Below are 17,759 nucleotides of genomic sequence, written 5' to 3'. Positions count from 1 at the left end.
AACAGCCCTGGATCCGAAATCAGCCCACCACCGGAACGTCGCTGTCTTCCTCTTCTTCCTGATCAGCCTCGTCTTCTTCCGGCAGGGTGAAGCCGGCAACGGAGGACCGCAGCTCGGACGCCATTTCCGCCAGGTTACCGATAGACTTCGCAGTGGCGTTGGTGCCGGAGGAAGTCTGGGACGTGATTTCCTGGATAACGTTCATGGTGTTGGAAATGTGCGCCGCAGACGACGACTGCTGTCGTGCCGCGTTGGAGATGTTCTGGATCAGTTCCGCCAGAGACATGGATACGTTCTCGATTTCCTCGAGGGCGATACCCGCGTCCTGGGCCAGACGGGCACCACGGACCACCTCGGCGGTGGTGTGTTCCATGGAGATAACGGCTTCGTTGGTGTCAGACTGGATCGTCTTGACCAGTGCCTCGATCTGCTTGGTTGCCGCAGAGGAACGTTCCGCCAGCCGCTGAACTTCGTCCGCAACCACCGCGAAGCCCCGGCCCGCGTCACCGGCCATGGAGGCCTGGATTGCGGCGTTCAGGGACAGGATGTTGGTCTGGTCGGCAATGTCGTTGATCAGGGATACGATGTCACCGATTTCCTGGGAAGATTCACCCAGGCGCTTGATCCGCTTGGAGGTTTCCTGGATCTGCTCACGGATGTTGTCCATGCCGCGGATGGTGTTCTGCACCACTTCCGCGCCTTTCTTCGCGATCGCAACCGACCGCTCCGCAACCGCGGAGGATTCCGCCGCGTTCGAAGATACCTGGTCGATGGACACCGCCATCTCATTCACCGCGGCGGAGGCGCCGGCAATTTCCTGGGCCTGGTGCTCGGAAGCATCGGCCAGGTGCATGGCCGTGGCCTGGGTTTCCTGGGCGGCTGAGGCTACCCGTACGGCAGTACCACGAATCGCCTGTACCAGTCCGCGCATCTGGTCAATCGCGTAGTTGATGGAGTCGGCGATGGCACCGGTGAAGTCTTCGGTGACCGTGGCCTCGGTGGTCAGGTCACCGTCGGCCAGGTCGGCCAGTTCGTCCAGCAGTCGCAGGATCGCGTTCTGGTTCTGTTCGTTCTGTTCCTGGGTGGCCGCCAGCCGGGCCTGGGCTCCCCGGTAAAGGGCGAGGCCGATGAACACAACAATGGCCACCATGGCGGCCAGGATAGCAAAGGCCAGGGTCGGGCTGATCAATCGCGAGCCGGGCTGGTTGCGGAAACTCTCCGCCAGTACAGAGAGTTCGGAAAGCAGGATTTCGGAATTCTGGAAGATGTCGCTGGCCGCAGTACGCACCTTGAAGAGGTCGGGAGAGGCTTCAAGGATGGCGTCTACGTTCTGGGAAACGAACTGGAACAACTCATCAACGGCCTCGAGGCCGTAAATGGCATCTTCATCGTTTACCCGGGAGATGCCCATGGCTTCATTGCCATTGAGCTGGCCTTCAAGAACCCGGCCAAACAGGCTGGCGTCCCGGCCGAAACGGTCGGCGGCGATAACCGCATCCTCGTCACCGGACAGTACGTTGTTAACCGAGCGGACAATCCGCTCCGCCAGCAGGGACTGGCGCTGCGCCAGTGCGATCTGTTCGGCGGGCGCGTTGTTGTCCAGCAGGATCTGTACGATGTCGTCGTACTCGACCTGAAGCTGCGGGATGGTTTCGTTGAGGGTCCGGGCTACTTCGTGCAGGCCAAGTACCGCGTGCTGGGTCGAGAGGATGCTGTCGGCGTTTTCCCGGACAGTGTTCCAGTTCTCCTGTACACCGCTTTGCCGGGCCAGCTCACTCGGTGGCAGGTCGGTCTTCGGGTTGCCCTCGGTCACGTTGGTCCAGAGCTGCTGGAAATCATCACGGGAGCTGCGCAGCTGGTTGAATGCTTCGGCGGTACCACCGGCAGCCTCAGTCGCGTTCTTCGCGATCTGCTGCGAGAGCACCCTCAGCTCGGCGGTGTTGGAGATGTATTCCTGATCGTGCTGGCTGTCTTTATTGAGAATGAACAGCACCACAACGAGCAGGACGGTGAGTGCGATCAGTGCGGCGATCAGGCTGGCAACCAGCTTGTTGCCTCCCTGTCCCATACTGAGTCTTCCGGCTCTGTTCTTCATTTTCTGGCTCCCGGCCTCTTCAAGAAATTGGCAAGTTTGTTTTATCGGGCTTCAGGCGGTCAGGGTGATGTTCCTGCCATTGTCACCACCCTTACCACTGTGCGACGTCCAGGAAGCGTTCGTCTTCGAGCAGGTCGACGGCCGAAAACACTTTCCAGACTTCTTCGTTGCGCTCGTAACCGCCTGAGACAAACGGCCGAACGTTTTCAGGTACGCCTTCGGGCGCATCCTTGAAACTGTCTGTTGCGAAGTACTGCATGCCCAGTACGCTATCGACCACGAGCCCGCTGAAAATGTCCCCCTGTTCAACAACCAGTACCCGGCGCTCCCGTTGGCTTCGGGACGAGCGGGGAATATCAAAAAAGCCGGCGAGATCGACAAGAGGCAGGAGGCGGCCGCGAACATTGGCCGCTCCGAGCAGAAACGGGCGAACCCCCGGAATATGGGTAAACCGGGGGACGTGGAGGATTTCAGTGACTTCGCCCATTGGGGTAACGTAGCGTTCACCTGCAAGAACGAAGCCGATGCCGTTCCACAGTTCAACGGCTTCCTGTTGTTCCGGCAGGCCGGCGGCCATGGACCGGCTGCGCTGGGCGATATCCGTCAGAACGGCGAAAGGGGCGGCCTGGGCGGACATGCATACTCCACGGTTGGGGATCAGGCAATCAGACTGTTGATTGTTTTGATCAGATCGTCTTCGTTAACCGGCTTGACCAGATAACCCTTGGCGCCCTGGCGCGTGCCCCACACACGATCAGTTTCCTGATCCTTGGTGGTCACGATAACCACGGGGATGGATGCGGTCTCCGGCGCGCGGGTCAGTTGACGGGTTGCCTGGAAGCCGTTCAGGCCCGGCATAACCACGTCCATCAGAACCAGATCCGGGGTTTCAGCACGGGCCTTGGCAACGCCGTCCGCGCCATTATCGGCGGTCAGAACTTCGTGCTTGTGCTTTTCCAGAATGGTGGAAATTTTCTTAACCTCGGTAGGGGAATCGTCAACAATCAGAATGCGGGCCATGGTTTCCTCGATGGTTCTTGGTGTCAGCAGGTTTACTGTTCCGCCTGCGGAACGTACTGGCGGATGGTATTAAGGAGCTCATCCTTGCTGAACGGTTTGGTCAGGTACTGGTCCGAGCCTACGATCCGGCCTTTGGCCTTGTCGAACAGCCCGTCCTTGCTGGAGAGCATAATAACCGGCGTCTTTTTAAAGGAGGAATTGTTCTTGATGAGTGCGCAGGTCTGGTAGCCGTCCAGGCGGGGCATCATGATATCAACAAAGATGATGTCCGGCTGGGAATCGGCAATCTTGGCGAGAGCGTCAAAGCCGTCAGTTGCGGTGATGACCTCACAGCCGACCTTTTTCAGAAGGGTTTCCGCGGTGCGACGTATGGTTTTACTGTCGTCGATCACCATGATCTTCAAGTTCTCGAAGTTGTCATCCATTGTCCAACTGCCTTGCGCTCAGCGACTGTCATTATTTTAAAACGGGGTTTTTAACACAAACCTTAGGGTTCTTCTATAAACCCCGCTCATTTATAGATTATCAATGGCCGGATAAAAAGTATTAGTTTGTGACCAAATGTACTTCTGCCCGCAACGTCACGTAACTGACTGAGGATTTCTCCGGATGCATTCGCGGCTCGGGTACAATACCATCTGATTTCACAGCATAGCACTGTTTGCCCGGTGCACTCTGCAGACCGGTTCGTGTTTTTAATCCTCAGGAGCGCAAGAGAGCCTATGACCGTCCGCCTCGGGATCGTGATGGATCCGATTGAAGATATCCACTTCAGGAAAGACAGTTCACTGGCCATGTTGCTGGCTGCCCAGAAACGGGGCTGGCAGATCGAGTACATGGAACTGCCGGACATGTATCTGGATGGCGGCAAGGCAATGGCCCACACCCGGGATCTGACCGTGCACATGGATCCCGAGAACTGGTACAGCTTCGGCCCGGGCCAGGATAGGGCTCTGGGCGATCTGGATGTGATCCTGATGCGCAAGGACCCTCCGGTGGACCGGGAGTTCCTGATGGCCACCTATATTCTGGAGTCGGCCGAGCAACAGGGCGCGCTGGTGGTCAATCCTGCTTCAACATTGCGCGATTGCAATGAAAAGCTGTTTGCCACCCAGTTCGAGGATCTGACACCACCACTGTTGGTCAGCCGGTCGGCGACCCGTTTCCGGAAGTTCTACGCCGAGCACGGCGATGTCATCATGAAGCCGGTGGATGGCATGGGTGGTCACTCCATCTTCCGTATCCGGGAAAACGACTTCAATCTCGGTGTGATCATTGAAACCCTGACCAACTATGGCAGCCATCAGGCCATGGCCCAGAAATACATCCCGGAAATCAGTGATGGCGACAAACGCATTCTGCTGATTGACGGTGAGCCGGTGCCCTATGCACTTGCGCGAATTCCCTCCCAGGGAGAGAATCGCGGCAACCTGGCAGCTGGCGGGCGAGGCGAGGGCCGTGAGCTGACCGCCCGGGACCGTGAAATCTGTGACCGGGTAGCCCCGGCGATTCGGGAAAAAGGCCTCATCTTTGTCGGGCTGGACGTGATCGGTGATTACCTTACCGAGATCAATGTCACCAGCCCGACCTGCATCCGGGAGCTTGATACGGCCTTCGGTATCGATATCGGGGGCATGCTGATGGACGCCATTGCAAAGCGTCTGGGACAGGCGTAACCCGGCAACACTGGCGGGACAGGTTTAACGACAGGACCAAGATCAGGAATGGCAGTTCAGGTAAGCGACTTTGACCGGTTTTCCTTCACCCTTTTTATGGCATTGGCGGTGCACGCCATTGTTGTACTGGGGATCAGCTTTGCGCCTGAACCACCCCGGTCGTCCGCTCAGACCATGGAAATTACCCTCTCTCAGTTTGATGACGAGAAAGCACCGGAGAAAGCGGACTTTCTTGCCCAGACCAGCCAGCAGGGCAGTGGTACTGAAGAAGAGGTCCGGGAAATGACCACGCCCCTGCCGGCCGAGGTCAGCCAGCCGGAAGTGGCCCGGGTCCAGCCGGAGCCACCCGCGCAGACCGAGCCGCAGCCGCGCCAGGAAAAAACGGTGGTGCAGACCGAAAGCCGGTCCAGTCAGACAGTGCAGCAGCCGGAGGAGCGGACGACACCGGAAGAAGAGCCACTGCCGGTGCGCAAGAAAAGGAGCCTGATGGAGCGCAGTCTTGAGATCGCCAGCCTGGAGGCCCGCTTCGACGCCCAGCAAAGGGCTTACGCCCGGAAGCCGAGGGTGATGCGCGTAACCGCAGCCTCCACACTCAAATCCACCAACGCCTGGTACGTACAGAATTGGGTGACCAAGGTGACCCGGGTTGGCAATATCAACTACCCCACCGAGGCGCGCCGTGCCGGAATCTATGGCACACTGAGAATGCTGGTGTCCCTGAAGCAAGACGGCACCCTCAAAGAGGTAGCGATTCTGCAGTCCTCCGGCAGCACCGTTCTGGACGATGCCGCCATCCGGATTGTCAGAATGGCCGCACCTTTTACCCCGTTCCCCGAGGAAATGCGGCAAGAGGTGGACGAACTTGAAATCATACGCACCTGGTCCTTCCAGCGTCGGGGGCTGACATCCGGATGACAGCGTCAAAACATTCTCCCCACAGCCTGCGGCACCACTTTCTGGTGGCTTCGCCTTACCTGGCCGACCCGCGTTTCCATGGCGGCGTCATCTATCTCTGTGAACATTCCGATGACGGTGCCCTGGGATTAATGATCAATCACCCGTTGGACATCCATCTGGGCGAGATTCTGGAGCAGCTGGACTTGCCTGGAGGTGAGCTGGATTTGCCGGTATTCAGTGGTGGCCCGGTGCAGCCGGAACGGGGCTTTGTCCTGCATTCTCCCGGGACCAGCTGGCAGAATACGGCAAAGGTGACCGAAGACGTTCTGCTGACCACATCCCGTGATGTACTGGCGGGCATTGGCCGTGGGGAAGGGCCGGAGGAATACCTGGTGGCGCTCGGATACTCGGGCTGGGGCGAGGGCCAGTTGGAGGACGAACTGGGCAGCAACGCCTGGCTCACGTGTCCTGCTACCACGGATATCCTGTTCCGGACTCCCTGGGCAGATCGTTACAAGGCCGTGCTTGAAGTGATTGGTATTGATCTTAACCAGCTCAGCGAATCGATTGGCCATGCCTGAGACCGGTAACCGTCGCGTGATGGCGTTTGATTTCGGAACCCGCCGGATCGGGGTTGCCACCGGCCAGGAAATGCTGGGAACCGGCCAGCCCGTGGCGCTGATAGCCGCCCGGGACGGTATTCCGGACTGGCAAAAGATTGAAATGCTGCTGCAGGAGTGGCGTCCGGATCTGGTGGTGGTTGGTCTGCCGCTGAATATGGACGACACTGAGAACGACATGTGTGCCCGGGCGCGCAAGTTCGGCAAGCGCCTCCACGGCCGTTACCATGTGCCGGTTGAAATGGTGGACGAGCGCCTGACCAGTTTTGAGGCCAAGGGCGATGTAATGGCAGCCGGTGGCAATCGCGACTTTGGCCGCCATGGGGTGGATGACCGGGCGGCGGTTCTGATTCTGGAAACCTGGTTTGGCCTGCAGGGCAACCTTGCCGGTGAATGACAGTAAGGATAGTCCCCGGCTTTTAATAACAGTGAGGCATTAATGACCGCATTGCTTGATATCGACCAGTTACTGGATCAGATGGAAACCGGATTGCGCCAGGTTCTTGAGCAACGGGGCGCTGAATCCCCAGTGCTCATTGGTATCCGTACCGGTGGGGTCTGGCTGGCGGATGTGCTTAGTAAGCGTCTTGATATTGAAGAGCCGTTCGGGGAACTGGATATTTCCTTTTATCGTGATGACTTCAGCCGCATCGGGCTGAACCCCAGGGTCAAGCCTTCCAGTCTGCCCTTTGATACCGAAGGACGGGACATCATCCTGATTGACGATGTCATCATGAGTGGCCGCACCATTCGCGCGGCAATGAATGAAATTTTCGATTATGGCCGTCCAGCCAGTATCATACTGGCCACCCTGATAGACCTCGGAGCCCGGGAACTGCCGATCCAGCCGGACGTGACCGGCAAGACGCTGGCACTGGACTCCCATCAGCGCGTCAAGCTCCGTGGCCCCGACCCGCTCCGCATCGAGTTCCAGGAAGCCAGACAGTAAACCTCCGAAACAGATAACAGGCGACCCATGACCGCAAACGACGCTTCCCCGCACCCCTTGCAGCTGACCCGGGATGGTCAGTTGCGGCACTTTCTCACCCTTGATGGCCTCGACCGCGCCTTACTGACCGACATCCTGGATACCGCCGATTCGTTTATTGAAGTCGGCGAACGCACCATCAAGAAAGTGCCCCTGCTTCGCGGCCGGACTGTGGTGAACCTGTTCTTTGAATCCAGCACCCGGACCCGCAGCACCTTTGAGCTGGCCGCCAAGCGTCTGTCTGCCGATGTGCTTAACCTTGATATCAGCACCTCGGCCACGTCCAAGGGCGAATCCCTGTCCGACACGCTTCTGAACCTGGAGGCCATGGCCAGCGACATGTTCGTGGTTCGGCATTCCCAGAGTGGCGCGCCGCACTTTATTGCCGAGAGCGTCACCCCGGGCGTGGCCATTATCAACGCCGGTGATGGCCGCCATGCGCACCCGACCCAGGCCATGCTCGACATGCTCACCATTCGCCAGCACAAGGGGCATTTTGAGGGCCTGAAGGTGGCCATTGTGGGTGACGTGCTTCACTCCCGGGTGGCCCGCTCCCAGATTCGTGCCCTGAATGTGCTTGGGGCGGAAGAGGTCCGGGTGATTGCCCCGGGGACCTTGCTGCCCAAGGATGTGGAAAGTCTGGGTTGTAAGGTCGAGTACGATATGACCCGAGGCATGAAGGATCTGGATGTGGTGATCATGTTGCGCCTGCAGAACGAACGGATGGAAGGCGCCCTGCTGCCGAGCGAGCGTGAGTTTTATCGGCTCTATGGCCTGAATCAGGAAAAGCTGGCTCTGGCTCATCCGGCGTGCATTGTGATGCACCCGGGCCCGATCAACCGGGGCGTTGAAATTGAATCGGCGGTGGCCGATGGCCCGCAATCCGTGATTCTCAATCAGGTGACCAACGGCATCGCCATCCGGATGGCGGTCATGTCCATGGCCATGGGTGGCCAGGTGGCCGAGCGCCAGCAGAAACTGAGTGGGAGGGGGCAGGCATGAGCAGTGTTGAAACATCCAGCGGCAACAGCCTGAAAATCACTGGCGGACGTCTGTACGATGGCGAAGGAAATGAGTCTGAAAACATCGCCTTGCTGGTTCGGGATGGCCGGATCGCCGCTATGGGTGAAACGGCCACCAGGGAGCGGGCGGACGAAACCATCAGCGCTGAAGGCTGTGTGATTGCCCCGGGTTTTGTTGATCTTTGCTGCAACCTCCGTGAACCGGGCAATGGCCAGAAAGGCAATATTGCCTCGGAAACCCGGGCAGCGGCCCACGGTGGCTTTACCACCGTCTGTGCCTCTCCGGAAACCTCTCCGGTGAACGATTCCAGTGCCGTTACCCACCTGATTCGTGACGGTGCCGCCAGCCGGTCGCCTATCCGGGTGCTACCCGTAGGTGCGATTACCAGGGGCCTTGAAGGCGACCTGCTCAGCGACATGGCTGGGCTGGCCGCTGCCGGTTGCGTGGCGGTCGGTAATGGCTCCCGGGGTGTGCGCAATGCCCGGATATTGCGCCGGTGCATGGCCTACGCCCAGACCTTCGGTTTAACGGTGATGTTCAGCCCCGAGAACCAGGCCCTGGCGGCGGACGGCTATGCCCACGACGGGCTGGTAACCTCCCGTCTGGGTCTGCTGGGTATTCCGGAAGTGGCGGAAACGGCGGCGGTGATGGAAATGCTGTTGCTGGCAGAGGAAACCGGCGTGCGGTTGCACCTGAGCCAGCTGTCCTGTGCCCGCAGTGTTGAGATGCTCGCGGATGCCCGCCGCCGAGGCATTGCCGTGACGGCCGACGTGGCCATGCACCAGTTGGTGTTCACCGACGACGCCCTGGCCGGATTCGACAGCCGGTTCCATGTGCGTCCGCCACTGCGCAGCGAGAAAGACCGAAAGGCCTTGATTGCAGGAGTCCGAGAGGGCGTCATTGATGCCATCGTGAGCCAGCATCAGCCCCATGACACTGCGGCCAAGCAGGCGCCCATGGCGGCCACCGAACCGGGGCTCTCCAGCATTGAGAGTGTGTTGTCGCTGGGGCTGGAACTGGTGGAAATGAACGAACTGGCTTTGCCTGACCTGGTCCGGGCGCTGACCACCGGTCCCGCCTCCGTGCTTGGCCGAACGGCCCGCCTTGCGGAGGGTGAGCCTGCCGATCTTTGTCTGTTTGATCCGGAAGCGTTCTGGGCACCGGGTCCGCAAACGCTTGTCTCGGTTGGCCGTCATGCGCCGGTAACCGACCGGGAATTGCCTGGCGTGGTCCGGCTCACTCTTGCTGAGGGCCGAAAAGCCTGGCAACAGCCGGCGGGCTGATTTCCGGTCGCCGGTCCAAAATGCGGCAGGGGTTGCGGAACCTCTGTCGACACCATCACAGAATCACCCCCTCTTGCTGAAAAACCCTTGATAGCAGGCACCCGTGCCGACGTATTCTTGTAGCCGTCGTCCTATGGTCGACCAAGGAACGTGTGGCCCGGCCGGTGCCCGACAATAAAAATCAGGAGTCATCCCGTGAAATCAACAAATCTCCCCCAGTGGGTAGCCATGGCGGCTGCCCTGTGTGCCAGTCTGGCGTTGCCCTCGCTGGGTCATGCTCAGGCACAGAACGAGCCTCTTGAGCGCAGCTTCTGCGTCTTCGACCCGGTTGGTGCCAATGGCCCGCTGTTCGCCATCACCAAAACCTTCCAGCCGGCTGCCCTGAATAGTGGCATCAAGCTGGATCTCCGGGCCTACACCGATGAGAAAGTTGCCGCCGAGGACTTCAAGGCAGGGCAGTGCGATGCCGTCCTGCTAACCGGCACCCGGGCCCGGGAGTTCAACAAGTTCACAGGCAGCCTGGAGGCCATGGGTGCTGTGCCCGGTGAAGCGGAAATGCGGCTGCTGTACAACACCCTGAGCCAGCCCAAGGCCCGGCCGTTCCTGATCGACGGCCCCTATGAGGTTGCCGGTGTCTTCCCGGGCGGTGCCATTTATCTGCACACCCGTGACCGCAGTATCGATTCGGTCGAGAAGCTGCAGGGCAAGCGGATCGCTACCCTGGACTATGATCAGGCGTCCGTCCGTATGGTTCGCCACGTAGGCGCATCGGTGGTGGGATCGAACTCGGCCAACTTTGCCGGCAAATTCAATAACGGCAGTGTCGATCTGGCGTACGCACCGGCGGTCGCCTATACCCCGCTTGAGCTCTACAAGGGTGTGCAGCCAAACGGCGCGGTGGTGAAGTACGCTTTGGGTTACATGAATTTCCAGGTGATCATCCGCCGCGACCGTTTCCCCGACTCCGCCGGCCAGATGGTGCGGGAACAGGCGATCAAACGCATTGATGAGGCCTATGAAATCATTGCCCAGGCAGAGGCGGAGATCCCTGAGGATGTCTGGATGATTCTGCCACAGGAAGACACGGCGGAGTATGACAAGATGCTGCGCAAGGTTCGTCTGTCTCTGCTGGAAGACGGGGTTTACGACGAGCGCGCCATCAAGCTGATGAAAGCGATTCGCTGCCGGGTTGATGCCACCCGTTCCGAGTGTGCGTCCGTGGCCGGAACCTGAAATTCGGTCAGAGGGTAAACAGGCCCGCGTCGGCGGGCCTTCGACTGCCTACCGGATCTTGTCTTTCAGTGCCTTGCCGGCCTTGAATCCGACCGTTTTGCTGGCAGGGATGCGAATGGTTTCGCCGGTTTTCGGGTTTCGCCCTTCCCGCGCCTCGCGGCTGCGGATATTGAACGTGCCAAAGCCGGTCAGGGTGGTATCTTCGCCCCGGGAAGCAGCGGCTGAGACCTGGTCGGTAAAGGCGGTGATCACTTCGCTGGCTTTTTCACGGGTCAGGCCTGTGCGGTCGGCAATGGCCGCGGCGAGTTCAGGTTTGCGCATCGGATACTCCTTTTTTGTAGTTCTGCTTTGTAATTCTGCTGTTTGGTCTGGGTCCTGGCCGGAATCACAACGACTCACGGTTGCTTCAATCTATAGTGGCTCGCGGCCTGTTGTGCAAACGATCGGGCGTTGGCGGTGTGTGTAATTTGGCGTCATTTGCGGCATCGGTCGCATAAAAACAGAATCTCGTACGCCATAATGCGTGCCTGATTACACTCTGTAACAAACCGGTTGGTTAGCCGGTGTGACCGGCATCGCATAAGAGTGCATCAGAACAAAACACGCAAAAGGTGAAGAAGGTATGACCCATTTCCGGAATCCATCCCGCAAGGCGCTTTTTACGGCGCGCCGTTTCCGTAACCTGGTGGCAGCCTGTACAGCCAGTGCGATCCTGAGCGGCTGCGGTGCGGTCAATCACATGATGTACAAGACCACCGGGGATGTCATGCAAGGCTTCTCCCGCGATCACACCGTTCCCTTTCTCATGGAGAGCGGTGACCTGGCCATGGGTTGTGCCATGAGTGAGGCGACGGCACCGTTGCTGATGTCTTTCGGCCGGGTGACCAGCGAGCCGGATCAGCTGGCGGTCATGCTCTATCTCTCTGCCGGCGGTTGTGCCGATGAACAGGCGCGGGAACATGAGCTGGCGGCCCTTGCCGCCCTGCACGCCATGAACGGGAATGCCGCAGAAGATGCGATGATCCGTCAGAAGCGGGCCCATGCCCTTGCTGCCCGGCGCTATTTCAAGGGCTGGCAGCACCACAACGCCCATTACGGTGAGCCAGGCAATGGCGAGTGTCCCGATTTTGACGACGACATGGATGAGTTCATCTACATGGCCGGCCTGCTTTCAGGTCTGCAGGCCCTGAACGCCCAGACCCAGTCCACCTCATCCATTGGCGTTCCGGCGAATATCGGTTCGGTCGTGGCCCGGGCCACCGGCTGTCTTGAAAATGACAAGTGGTGGGGCGCACCTATGGCTTTGCGGGCAACCGTATGGGCCATGATCCCCGGCGCCCAGCCGAAGGGTGAAGACGCCTTCGAGCGACTGGAAATTGCGGATGCCCAGGGGGAAGCGGCCGGTGTTCGGCTGCCCCATGTATTTCACGCCATCGCTGCCCTGAACAGGGGTGATGAGGCCATGGTCCGCGAGGTGATCCGGAACCATGCCGAGTCCCTGGAGAGTGCGCCAGCCAACGAGGACTGGCGGTTTGTAGATGCCATGGCAACGGACATGATCGTGGCAGTCTCCGACCGCCTCTGGGTTGAGAACACAGGCCACCGTACACCGCTTGGCCAGCTTGGTACCTTCTGGGATGACAAGCAGGAAGCCGTTGAAACCATGGATCTGGACGATCTGCTGTAACCATTCCATACCCAGAGTGATCAGTTATGTCGAAGCGCGGTTTTCATCGTAGCGGGCTGGAGTGGTTTTCGTCGCTGCCCGCGTGTCTGCTGTTGCTGGCAGTGGTCATCTTCTCCACCAGCAGTGATATCCATAACCAGATGTTGCGCGGAGGTGAGCAGCTGTGGAGCGGGTATTACAAGTTGCGCGTGGATCCGGTTCAGCCAACCTGTGATCCCGATCGGGACATTGAGGCGGCAGTGGCTGCTGAACTGGCCGCGGATGCCCCTGCAGACGACCCGATGGCCGCCTTGCTGGGCGCCGGGGAAAAGGACCCGGCAGACATCCGGCTGGCCATCGAGCGGTCTGTCGCCGACTGCAGGCAGGCCCATCGAAGCTTCGAGAACCTCCGGGACCAGCTGACGCCGGGTGTCACAGCCTACCGGACAGTGGAACTGTTCATTGCCGACCTGATCGCCTTTGGCCTGGAATCCCAGCGTTTCATTCTGGTGATTTTGGTCATGTTGTGCGCGGTGACCGCCACGTTGACCCGCCATCACATCGCCATGCGTGCGATGGAGACCCGGCTGGACCACACGGTATCCCATACGCTGCAAACCATTGCTAACGCCATGTTGCTGGGTTCCAGTGCCATCTTCCGGCAATCCAGCCTGGGCTCGGATACCGCGGTTTCATCGGAAGAACTGCTGCTGCACAATTTCTGGATTATCGGTTTTGCCTGCCTGACCCTGGCCAGCCTGTACCGGCTGTTCCGGGTGCCGGATGATCTGCCCGAAGGCGGCAGCCTGAACAAGGCCTTCCTGGCGGTGCCGCTCTACACCGTTATGACCCTGATTTCCGGTACCTATTTCGCCCTGATCGGGCACGCCTCGGGGATCGGCATCTATCTCGGCAAGATGATGGAACTGTCCGATATGTTCCTGAATGTCGGTCTTTACGTGTGGGTGGGTATGATGCTCAAGCAGACCCGACTTGCCACTCTGGTGTTCAATGTCTTTCGGCCCTGGCGCATGCCGCCGGAGATGCTGGCCGTCGTAGCCGTTCTGGTTGCGGCGGTGCCGACCGCCTACACCGGTGCTTCCGGCATCTTTGTGATTGCGGCCGGGGCGGTGATCTACAGTGAGTTGCGAGCCGCCGGCGCCCGCCGCCATCTGGCACTGGCCGCGACGGCCATGTCCGGTTCGCTGGGGGTGGTCTTGCGGCCCTGCTTGCTGGTGGTTGTGATTGCCTATCTGAACCGGGAAGTGACCACCGACGAGCTGTTCGGCTGGGGCATCTGGGTGTTTGTGCTGACCGCCACCCTATTTGCGGTGGTGGCCCTGACGGTAAACCGCCAGAGCCAGTTCAATCTTGCACCGTCCGCCGAGGCCTTCCCGGCCATGACTCAGGCCCTTTGGCCGCTGATTCCCTATGTGCTGGTGATCACCGGTGTGGTGCTGTTCTACCGTCTTGCCCTGGACGTGAGCATGGACGAGTTCTCCGCACCCAGGCTGTTGCCGGTGATTATGCTCGCAATCCTGGTGTTTGAGCATGTCAGCCTGAAAAACCGCAGGGGCAGGGCATCCGGGGAGATTAATCATCAGGGACTGGAGCGAAGCCTGCGTGGCGCCACCAATGACACAACGGCCGAGATCGGTGCACTGCTCCTGTTACTGGGGCTGTCGGTCAGCATTGGCGGGGTTATCGAGCGCTCCCACATCATGGCGGCCTTCCCGCAGTCCTTCGACAGTGCCTGGTCGGCGATGCTGCTGATGGTGGTCATTCTGGTGGTACTGGGCATGATCATGGACGCCTTCGGCGCCGTGATCCTGGTGACCGCCACGGTTGCGACCATTGCTTACTCCAGTGGCATTCACCCCATTCATTTTTGGATGGTCACTCTGGTGGCGTTTGAACTGGGTTACCTGAGCCCGCCGGTGGCCCTGAATCACCTGCTGACCCGGCAGGTGGTGGGCGAGGCAGAGGTGCTGGCCGCGCAGCAGGAACCCGGGACTTTCTATCAGCGCCACGAGCGCATTATCATGCCGCTGATTGTCATGGGCATCTCGTTGTTGTTGGTGGCCTTTGTGCCTTTGATGTTCTACGCGGGGTAACGGCAAAACGTGAACCCGGGGTCAGATGAACGCTTTCATCTGACCCCTCTTTCAGTATTTAGCCTCAGCTCAGCTTGGGGCCAGCGTCTACAATCGCCTCTGCCACATCGAACTTCTTGAAGTTCTCCACGAACTGGGCAATCAGCTCCTGGGCCTTGCCGTCGTAGTAGTCCGGGCTTACCCAGGTATTGCGCGGGTTCAGCAGCTTGGTATCCACGCCGGGTACGCGTTTCGGAACGTCCAGATTCAGGGTGGGCAGGTGCTCGGTTGCCACATCGTCAAGATCACCGTTCTGGATCGCGGCGATGATGGCGCGGGTCGTCGGGATGCTGAAACGCTCGCCTTCACCGTAGGGACCACCGGTCCAGCCTGTATTGACCAGGAAGACCTTGCTGCCAAACTCGTCCATGCGCTTCATCAGCAGTTCTGCGTAAACGCCGGCCGGGCGCGGGAAGAACGGTGCGCCGAAGCAGGTGGAGAAGGTGGACTTCAGCTTGGAGGAAGATCCCATCTCGGTGGAGCCGACCAGCGCGGTATAGCCGCTCAGGAAGTGATAGGCGGCACCTTCACGGCTCAGGATGGACACGGGCGGCAGTACGCCGGTCATGTCACAGGTCAGGAACACAATGTGCGAGGGTTCACCGGCACGGTTCTCGATCACCCGTTTCTCGACGTGCTCGAGCGGGTAAGCGCAACGGGAGTTTTCGGTAAGAGAAACGTCGGTGTAATCCGGTTCGCGGGTCTCCGGGTCGATCATCACGTTTTCGACGATGGCACCAAAACGGATGGCGTTCCAGATGATCGGTTCGTTCTTCTGGGAGAGGTCGATGCACTTGGCGTAGCAGCCGCCCTCAATATTGAATACGGTGCCAGGGCCCCAGCCATGCTCGTCATCGCCGATCAGGAAACGGTGCGGGTCAGCAGACAGGGTGGTCTTGCCAGTGCCGGACAGGCCGAAGAACAGGCAGGTTTCGCCGTCCTCGCCCACGTTGGCGGAGCAGTGCATCGGCAGCACGTCTTTTTCCGGCAGCAGGAAGTTCTGCACGGAGAACATGGCTTTTTTCATTTCGCCGGCGTAGTGCATGCCTGCCAGCAAAACCTTGCGCCTGGCAAAGTTGATCATGACGCAGCCGTCACTGTTGGTGCCGTCCCGCTCGGGCACGCACTCGAAGTTGGCGGCGTTCAGGATCTGCCATTCCTGCTTGTCGGCCGGGTTGTAACTGTCCGGGCGGATAAACAGGTTGCGGCCGAACAGGTTCTGCCAGGCGGTTTCGGTGGTCATTTTCACCGGCAGATAGTGCTCGGGGTCGGAGCCGACGTGAACGTGGGATATAAAACGGTCTTTTTCGGCAATGTAGGCTTCAACACGGTCCCAGAGTGCGTCGAATTTTTCAGCGTCAAACGGACGGTTGATCGGACCCCAATGGATGTCGTCAGAGGTGCTTGGCTCCTCGATAATGTAACGGTCCATGGGAGACCGGCCTGTGCGATCACCGGTTGTTACCACCAGTGACCCGTTGGAAGCCAGCTGGCCTTCGTCACGTGCCAGTGCCACCTCGACCAGTCGTGCTGTACTCAGATCATGATAAGTGTTGCTCACTTCGACCTCGCCCTCGGGATGTCTTAGTGATTGCTCAGGCTGCCCCCAAAATTGACGGAAATCTGAACAATCGGGTCAATTCAGGCGCGCTATTATGCCAGACACGCCGGTAAAAAACGACTGCCCGGGAAGCCTTGCTATCAGTGGCTTCCCGGCGAATCAGAAGAGCTGTTAGTGTAGCGTATGACCGGTGAAAAGATGATCGATATCATTTCTATCGAAACGATAGTGAGCATGACAGAACTGGCAATCCATATCGATGGTGCCCTGTTCATCCAGAATGCTGTAGCACTCTTCACTGCCAATGGCCTCCAGTGCACCGAGGGTTCGTTCCCTGGAGCAACTGCAACGGAAGGCGACCGGTTCGGCATCGAACAGGCGCACGGTCTCCTCGTGGAACAGGCGGTGCAGGAGCGTTTCACTGTCCAGTTCCAGTAGCTCGGAGGCCTCTACCGTCCGGGCGAGATGGTTGACCCGGTCCCAAAGGTCGTCGTCCTCTTCGGTGGCGCCCGGCAGGCGCTGAAGCATCAGGCCGGCGGCGGCATTTTCATCGGCAAACAGGAACAGGCTGGTGGGAATCTGTTCCGAGCGCTCGAAATAGTCTTCCAGGCAGCCGCCGAGGGTGCCCTGTTCCCGTGGCACCACACCCTGATAACGGTTGCCCTTGTTCGGAGTAATGGTGATGGCCATACGGCCCTCGCCTAACAGGTCGTGGAAGCTGTCCTCGCTGACGGCGTGTTCGTCAAAGCGTGCCAGCCCCCGGATGTAGCGGTCATGGCTGCATTCTGCCATCAGTGTGCGCAGAGGCCCTTCCCCCTGGGCCTGGATCGACAGGGTGCCCTCGAACTTCAGGGTGCTGCTCATCAGAATGCTGGCAGCCAGGGCTTCGCCCATCAGGCCTCTTACGGTGTCCGGGTAAGGCGCCTGGCTGCCGATTTCGCGAAAGCTTTCTCCCAGCTGTACCCAGGCTCCCCGCACCTGACTGTGCTCGAAGATAAAACGCTGGAACTGGTCGCGGGATGCCATTATGTGTCTCCTGAAAACTGAATGCCGGTCTTGGCAGTGATGATCCCGACATACGTGCGGGGGTGCATGAATGGGCTCAGATGCGGTTTTGCTCGCGGAAGCGCTGAATATCCCGGCGGTCCTTTTTGGAAGGACGCCTGGCCGGAGGAAGCTGCGCTGCCTGCATGGTTTTACGCTGCCAGGCCATTTCCTCGCGTTTTTTTACGCTGTCTTCGGTTTCGTGGTAAAGCTTCTGGGCTTCCGGTGCACCGCGGCGCCGGTCGCTGATGTCATCAACAATGACCACCTTTTCCTGCCAGCCCAGGCGCAGGGTCAGTTTGGCACCGGTCTCCACCAGCCTTCCGGGCTTGCAGCGCTGGCTGTTGTAGTGAACCTTGCCGCCCTCAATCGCTTCCTTGGCCAGGGATCGGGTCTTGTAGAAGCGCGCAGCCCAGAGCCATTTGTCGAGCCTTACGTGTAGGTCGTCAGGGGTTGATGCCGTCATATCTCCTCACCTGATGGGCTTGTAACCTGATTAT

The 17,759-nt window shown here is 59.4% G+C and carries 18 protein-coding genes; 10 read left to right on the top strand and 8 right to left on the bottom strand.

Going from position 1 to position 17,759, the window contains the following annotated elements; all coding sequences use genetic code 11:
• Positions 1 to 19: 19 nt before the first annotated feature.
• From AC13C0_RS14525 to pilG, 4 genes are all read right to left on the bottom strand, one after another.
• Positions 20 to 2,095 (bottom strand): methyl-accepting chemotaxis protein, encoded by a 2,076-nt coding sequence (locus tag AC13C0_RS14525; RefSeq protein WP_162893734.1) that lies wholly within the window; start codon positions 2,093 to 2,095, stop codon positions 20 to 22.
• Positions 2,096 to 2,186: 91 nt separating this feature from the next.
• Positions 2,187 to 2,732 carry a chemotaxis protein CheW gene (locus AC13C0_RS14520; RefSeq protein WP_117619057.1) on the bottom strand — a complete coding sequence of 182 codons (546 nt, stop codon included), beginning with the start codon at positions 2,730 to 2,732 and terminating at the stop codon, positions 2,187 to 2,189.
• A gap of 20 nt (positions 2,733 to 2,752) precedes the next feature.
• Positions 2,753 to 3,115, bottom strand: a complete 363-nt coding sequence (pilH, locus tag AC13C0_RS14515) for a twitching motility response regulator PilH (RefSeq protein WP_011787171.1) — start codon at positions 3,113 to 3,115, stop codon at positions 2,753 to 2,755.
• 32 nt (positions 3,116 to 3,147) lie between these two features.
• Positions 3,148 to 3,540 carry a twitching motility response regulator PilG gene (gene pilG / locus AC13C0_RS14510; RefSeq protein ID WP_008175635.1) on the bottom strand — a complete coding sequence of 131 codons (393 nt, stop codon included), beginning with the start codon at positions 3,538 to 3,540 and terminating at the stop codon, positions 3,148 to 3,150.
• Between the two features lie 297 nt (positions 3,541 to 3,837).
• Between pilG and gshB the strand changes: the two genes are divergently transcribed.
• The 8 genes from gshB (at position 3,838) to AC13C0_RS14470 (ending at position 10,835) form a co-directional block, all read left to right on the top strand.
• Entirely contained in the window at positions 3,838 to 4,791 is a 954-nt protein-coding gene (gene gshB / locus AC13C0_RS14505) for a glutathione synthase (RefSeq protein ID WP_117619058.1), read from the top strand.
• A 48-nt stretch (positions 4,792 to 4,839) separates the two neighbouring features.
• Positions 4,840 to 5,706 carry an energy transducer TonB gene (locus AC13C0_RS14500; protein ID WP_482954631.1) on the top strand — a complete coding sequence of 289 codons (867 nt, stop codon included), beginning with the start codon at positions 4,840 to 4,842 and terminating at the stop codon, positions 5,704 to 5,706.
• Complete coding sequence (locus tag AC13C0_RS14495; RefSeq protein WP_162893735.1) at positions 5,703 to 6,269, top strand: YqgE/AlgH family protein; 567 nt, start codon at positions 5,703 to 5,705, stop codon at positions 6,267 to 6,269. Before AC13C0_RS14500 ends, AC13C0_RS14495 begins: the two co-directional genes overlap by 4 nt.
• On the top strand, positions 6,262 to 6,705 hold the full coding sequence (ruvX, locus tag AC13C0_RS14490) for a Holliday junction resolvase RuvX (protein WP_117619060.1): 444 nt from the start codon (positions 6,262 to 6,264) through the stop codon (positions 6,703 to 6,705). The genes AC13C0_RS14495 and ruvX overlap by 8 nt, the downstream gene beginning before the upstream one ends.
• 42 nt (positions 6,706 to 6,747) lie before the next feature.
• Positions 6,748 to 7,257 carry a bifunctional pyr operon transcriptional regulator/uracil phosphoribosyltransferase PyrR gene (gene pyrR / locus AC13C0_RS14485; protein WP_117619061.1) on the top strand — a complete coding sequence of 170 codons (510 nt, stop codon included), beginning with the start codon at positions 6,748 to 6,750 and terminating at the stop codon, positions 7,255 to 7,257.
• A gap of 27 nt (positions 7,258 to 7,284) precedes the next feature.
• Positions 7,285 to 8,298, top strand: a complete 1,014-nt coding sequence (locus AC13C0_RS14480) for an aspartate carbamoyltransferase catalytic subunit (protein ID WP_117619062.1) — start codon at positions 7,285 to 7,287, stop codon at positions 8,296 to 8,298.
• Complete coding sequence (locus AC13C0_RS14475) at positions 8,295 to 9,602, top strand: dihydroorotase (RefSeq protein ID WP_117619063.1); 1,308 nt, start codon at positions 8,295 to 8,297, stop codon at positions 9,600 to 9,602. Before AC13C0_RS14480 ends, AC13C0_RS14475 begins: the two co-directional genes overlap by 4 nt.
• A gap of 228 nt (positions 9,603 to 9,830) precedes the next feature.
• Complete coding sequence (locus AC13C0_RS14470) at positions 9,831 to 10,835, top strand: putative solute-binding protein (RefSeq protein ID WP_117620409.1); 1,005 nt, start codon at positions 9,831 to 9,833, stop codon at positions 10,833 to 10,835.
• 48 nt (positions 10,836 to 10,883) lie between these two features.
• Here AC13C0_RS14470 and AC13C0_RS14465 read toward each other — a convergent pair whose 3' ends face one another.
• The gene (locus tag AC13C0_RS14465) at positions 10,884 to 11,156 is read right to left on the bottom strand and encodes an HU family DNA-binding protein (RefSeq protein ID WP_117619064.1); all 273 of its coding nucleotides are present in this window, start codon (positions 11,154 to 11,156) and stop codon (positions 10,884 to 10,886) included.
• A 301-nt stretch (positions 11,157 to 11,457) separates the two neighbouring features.
• Between AC13C0_RS14465 and AC13C0_RS14460 the strand changes: the two genes are divergently transcribed.
• The gene (locus tag AC13C0_RS14460; protein WP_341581063.1) at positions 11,458 to 12,522 is read left to right on the top strand and encodes a hypothetical protein; all 1,065 of its coding nucleotides are present in this window, start codon (positions 11,458 to 11,460) and stop codon (positions 12,520 to 12,522) included.
• A 26-nt stretch (positions 12,523 to 12,548) separates the two neighbouring features.
• The gene (locus AC13C0_RS14455) at positions 12,549 to 14,615 is read left to right on the top strand and encodes a TRAP transporter large permease subunit (RefSeq protein ID WP_117619066.1); all 2,067 of its coding nucleotides are present in this window, start codon (positions 12,549 to 12,551) and stop codon (positions 14,613 to 14,615) included.
• 64 nt (positions 14,616 to 14,679) lie between these two features.
• Here the strand turns inward: AC13C0_RS14455 and AC13C0_RS14450 are convergent, their stop codons facing one another.
• The 3 genes from AC13C0_RS14450 to hslR form a co-directional block, all read right to left on the bottom strand.
• Positions 14,680 to 16,215: a phosphoenolpyruvate carboxykinase gene (locus tag AC13C0_RS14450; protein ID WP_117619067.1), complete on the bottom strand. Its 1,536-nt coding sequence runs from the start codon at positions 16,213 to 16,215 to the stop codon at positions 14,680 to 14,682.
• Between the two features lie 171 nt (positions 16,216 to 16,386).
• Positions 16,387 to 17,241, bottom strand: a complete 855-nt coding sequence (gene hslO, locus AC13C0_RS14445) for an Hsp33 family molecular chaperone HslO (protein ID WP_117619068.1) — start codon at positions 17,239 to 17,241, stop codon at positions 16,387 to 16,389.
• A gap of 76 nt (positions 17,242 to 17,317) precedes the next feature.
• On the bottom strand, positions 17,318 to 17,725 hold the full coding sequence (gene hslR, locus AC13C0_RS14440; protein ID WP_117619069.1) for a ribosome-associated heat shock protein Hsp15: 408 nt from the start codon (positions 17,723 to 17,725) through the stop codon (positions 17,318 to 17,320).
• Positions 17,726 to 17,759 lie beyond the last annotated feature (34 nt).

The sequence above is a fragment of the Marinobacter sp. B-21 genome, from assembly GCF_056857895.1.
This window is presented reverse-complemented; position numbering and strand designations above follow the sequence as displayed.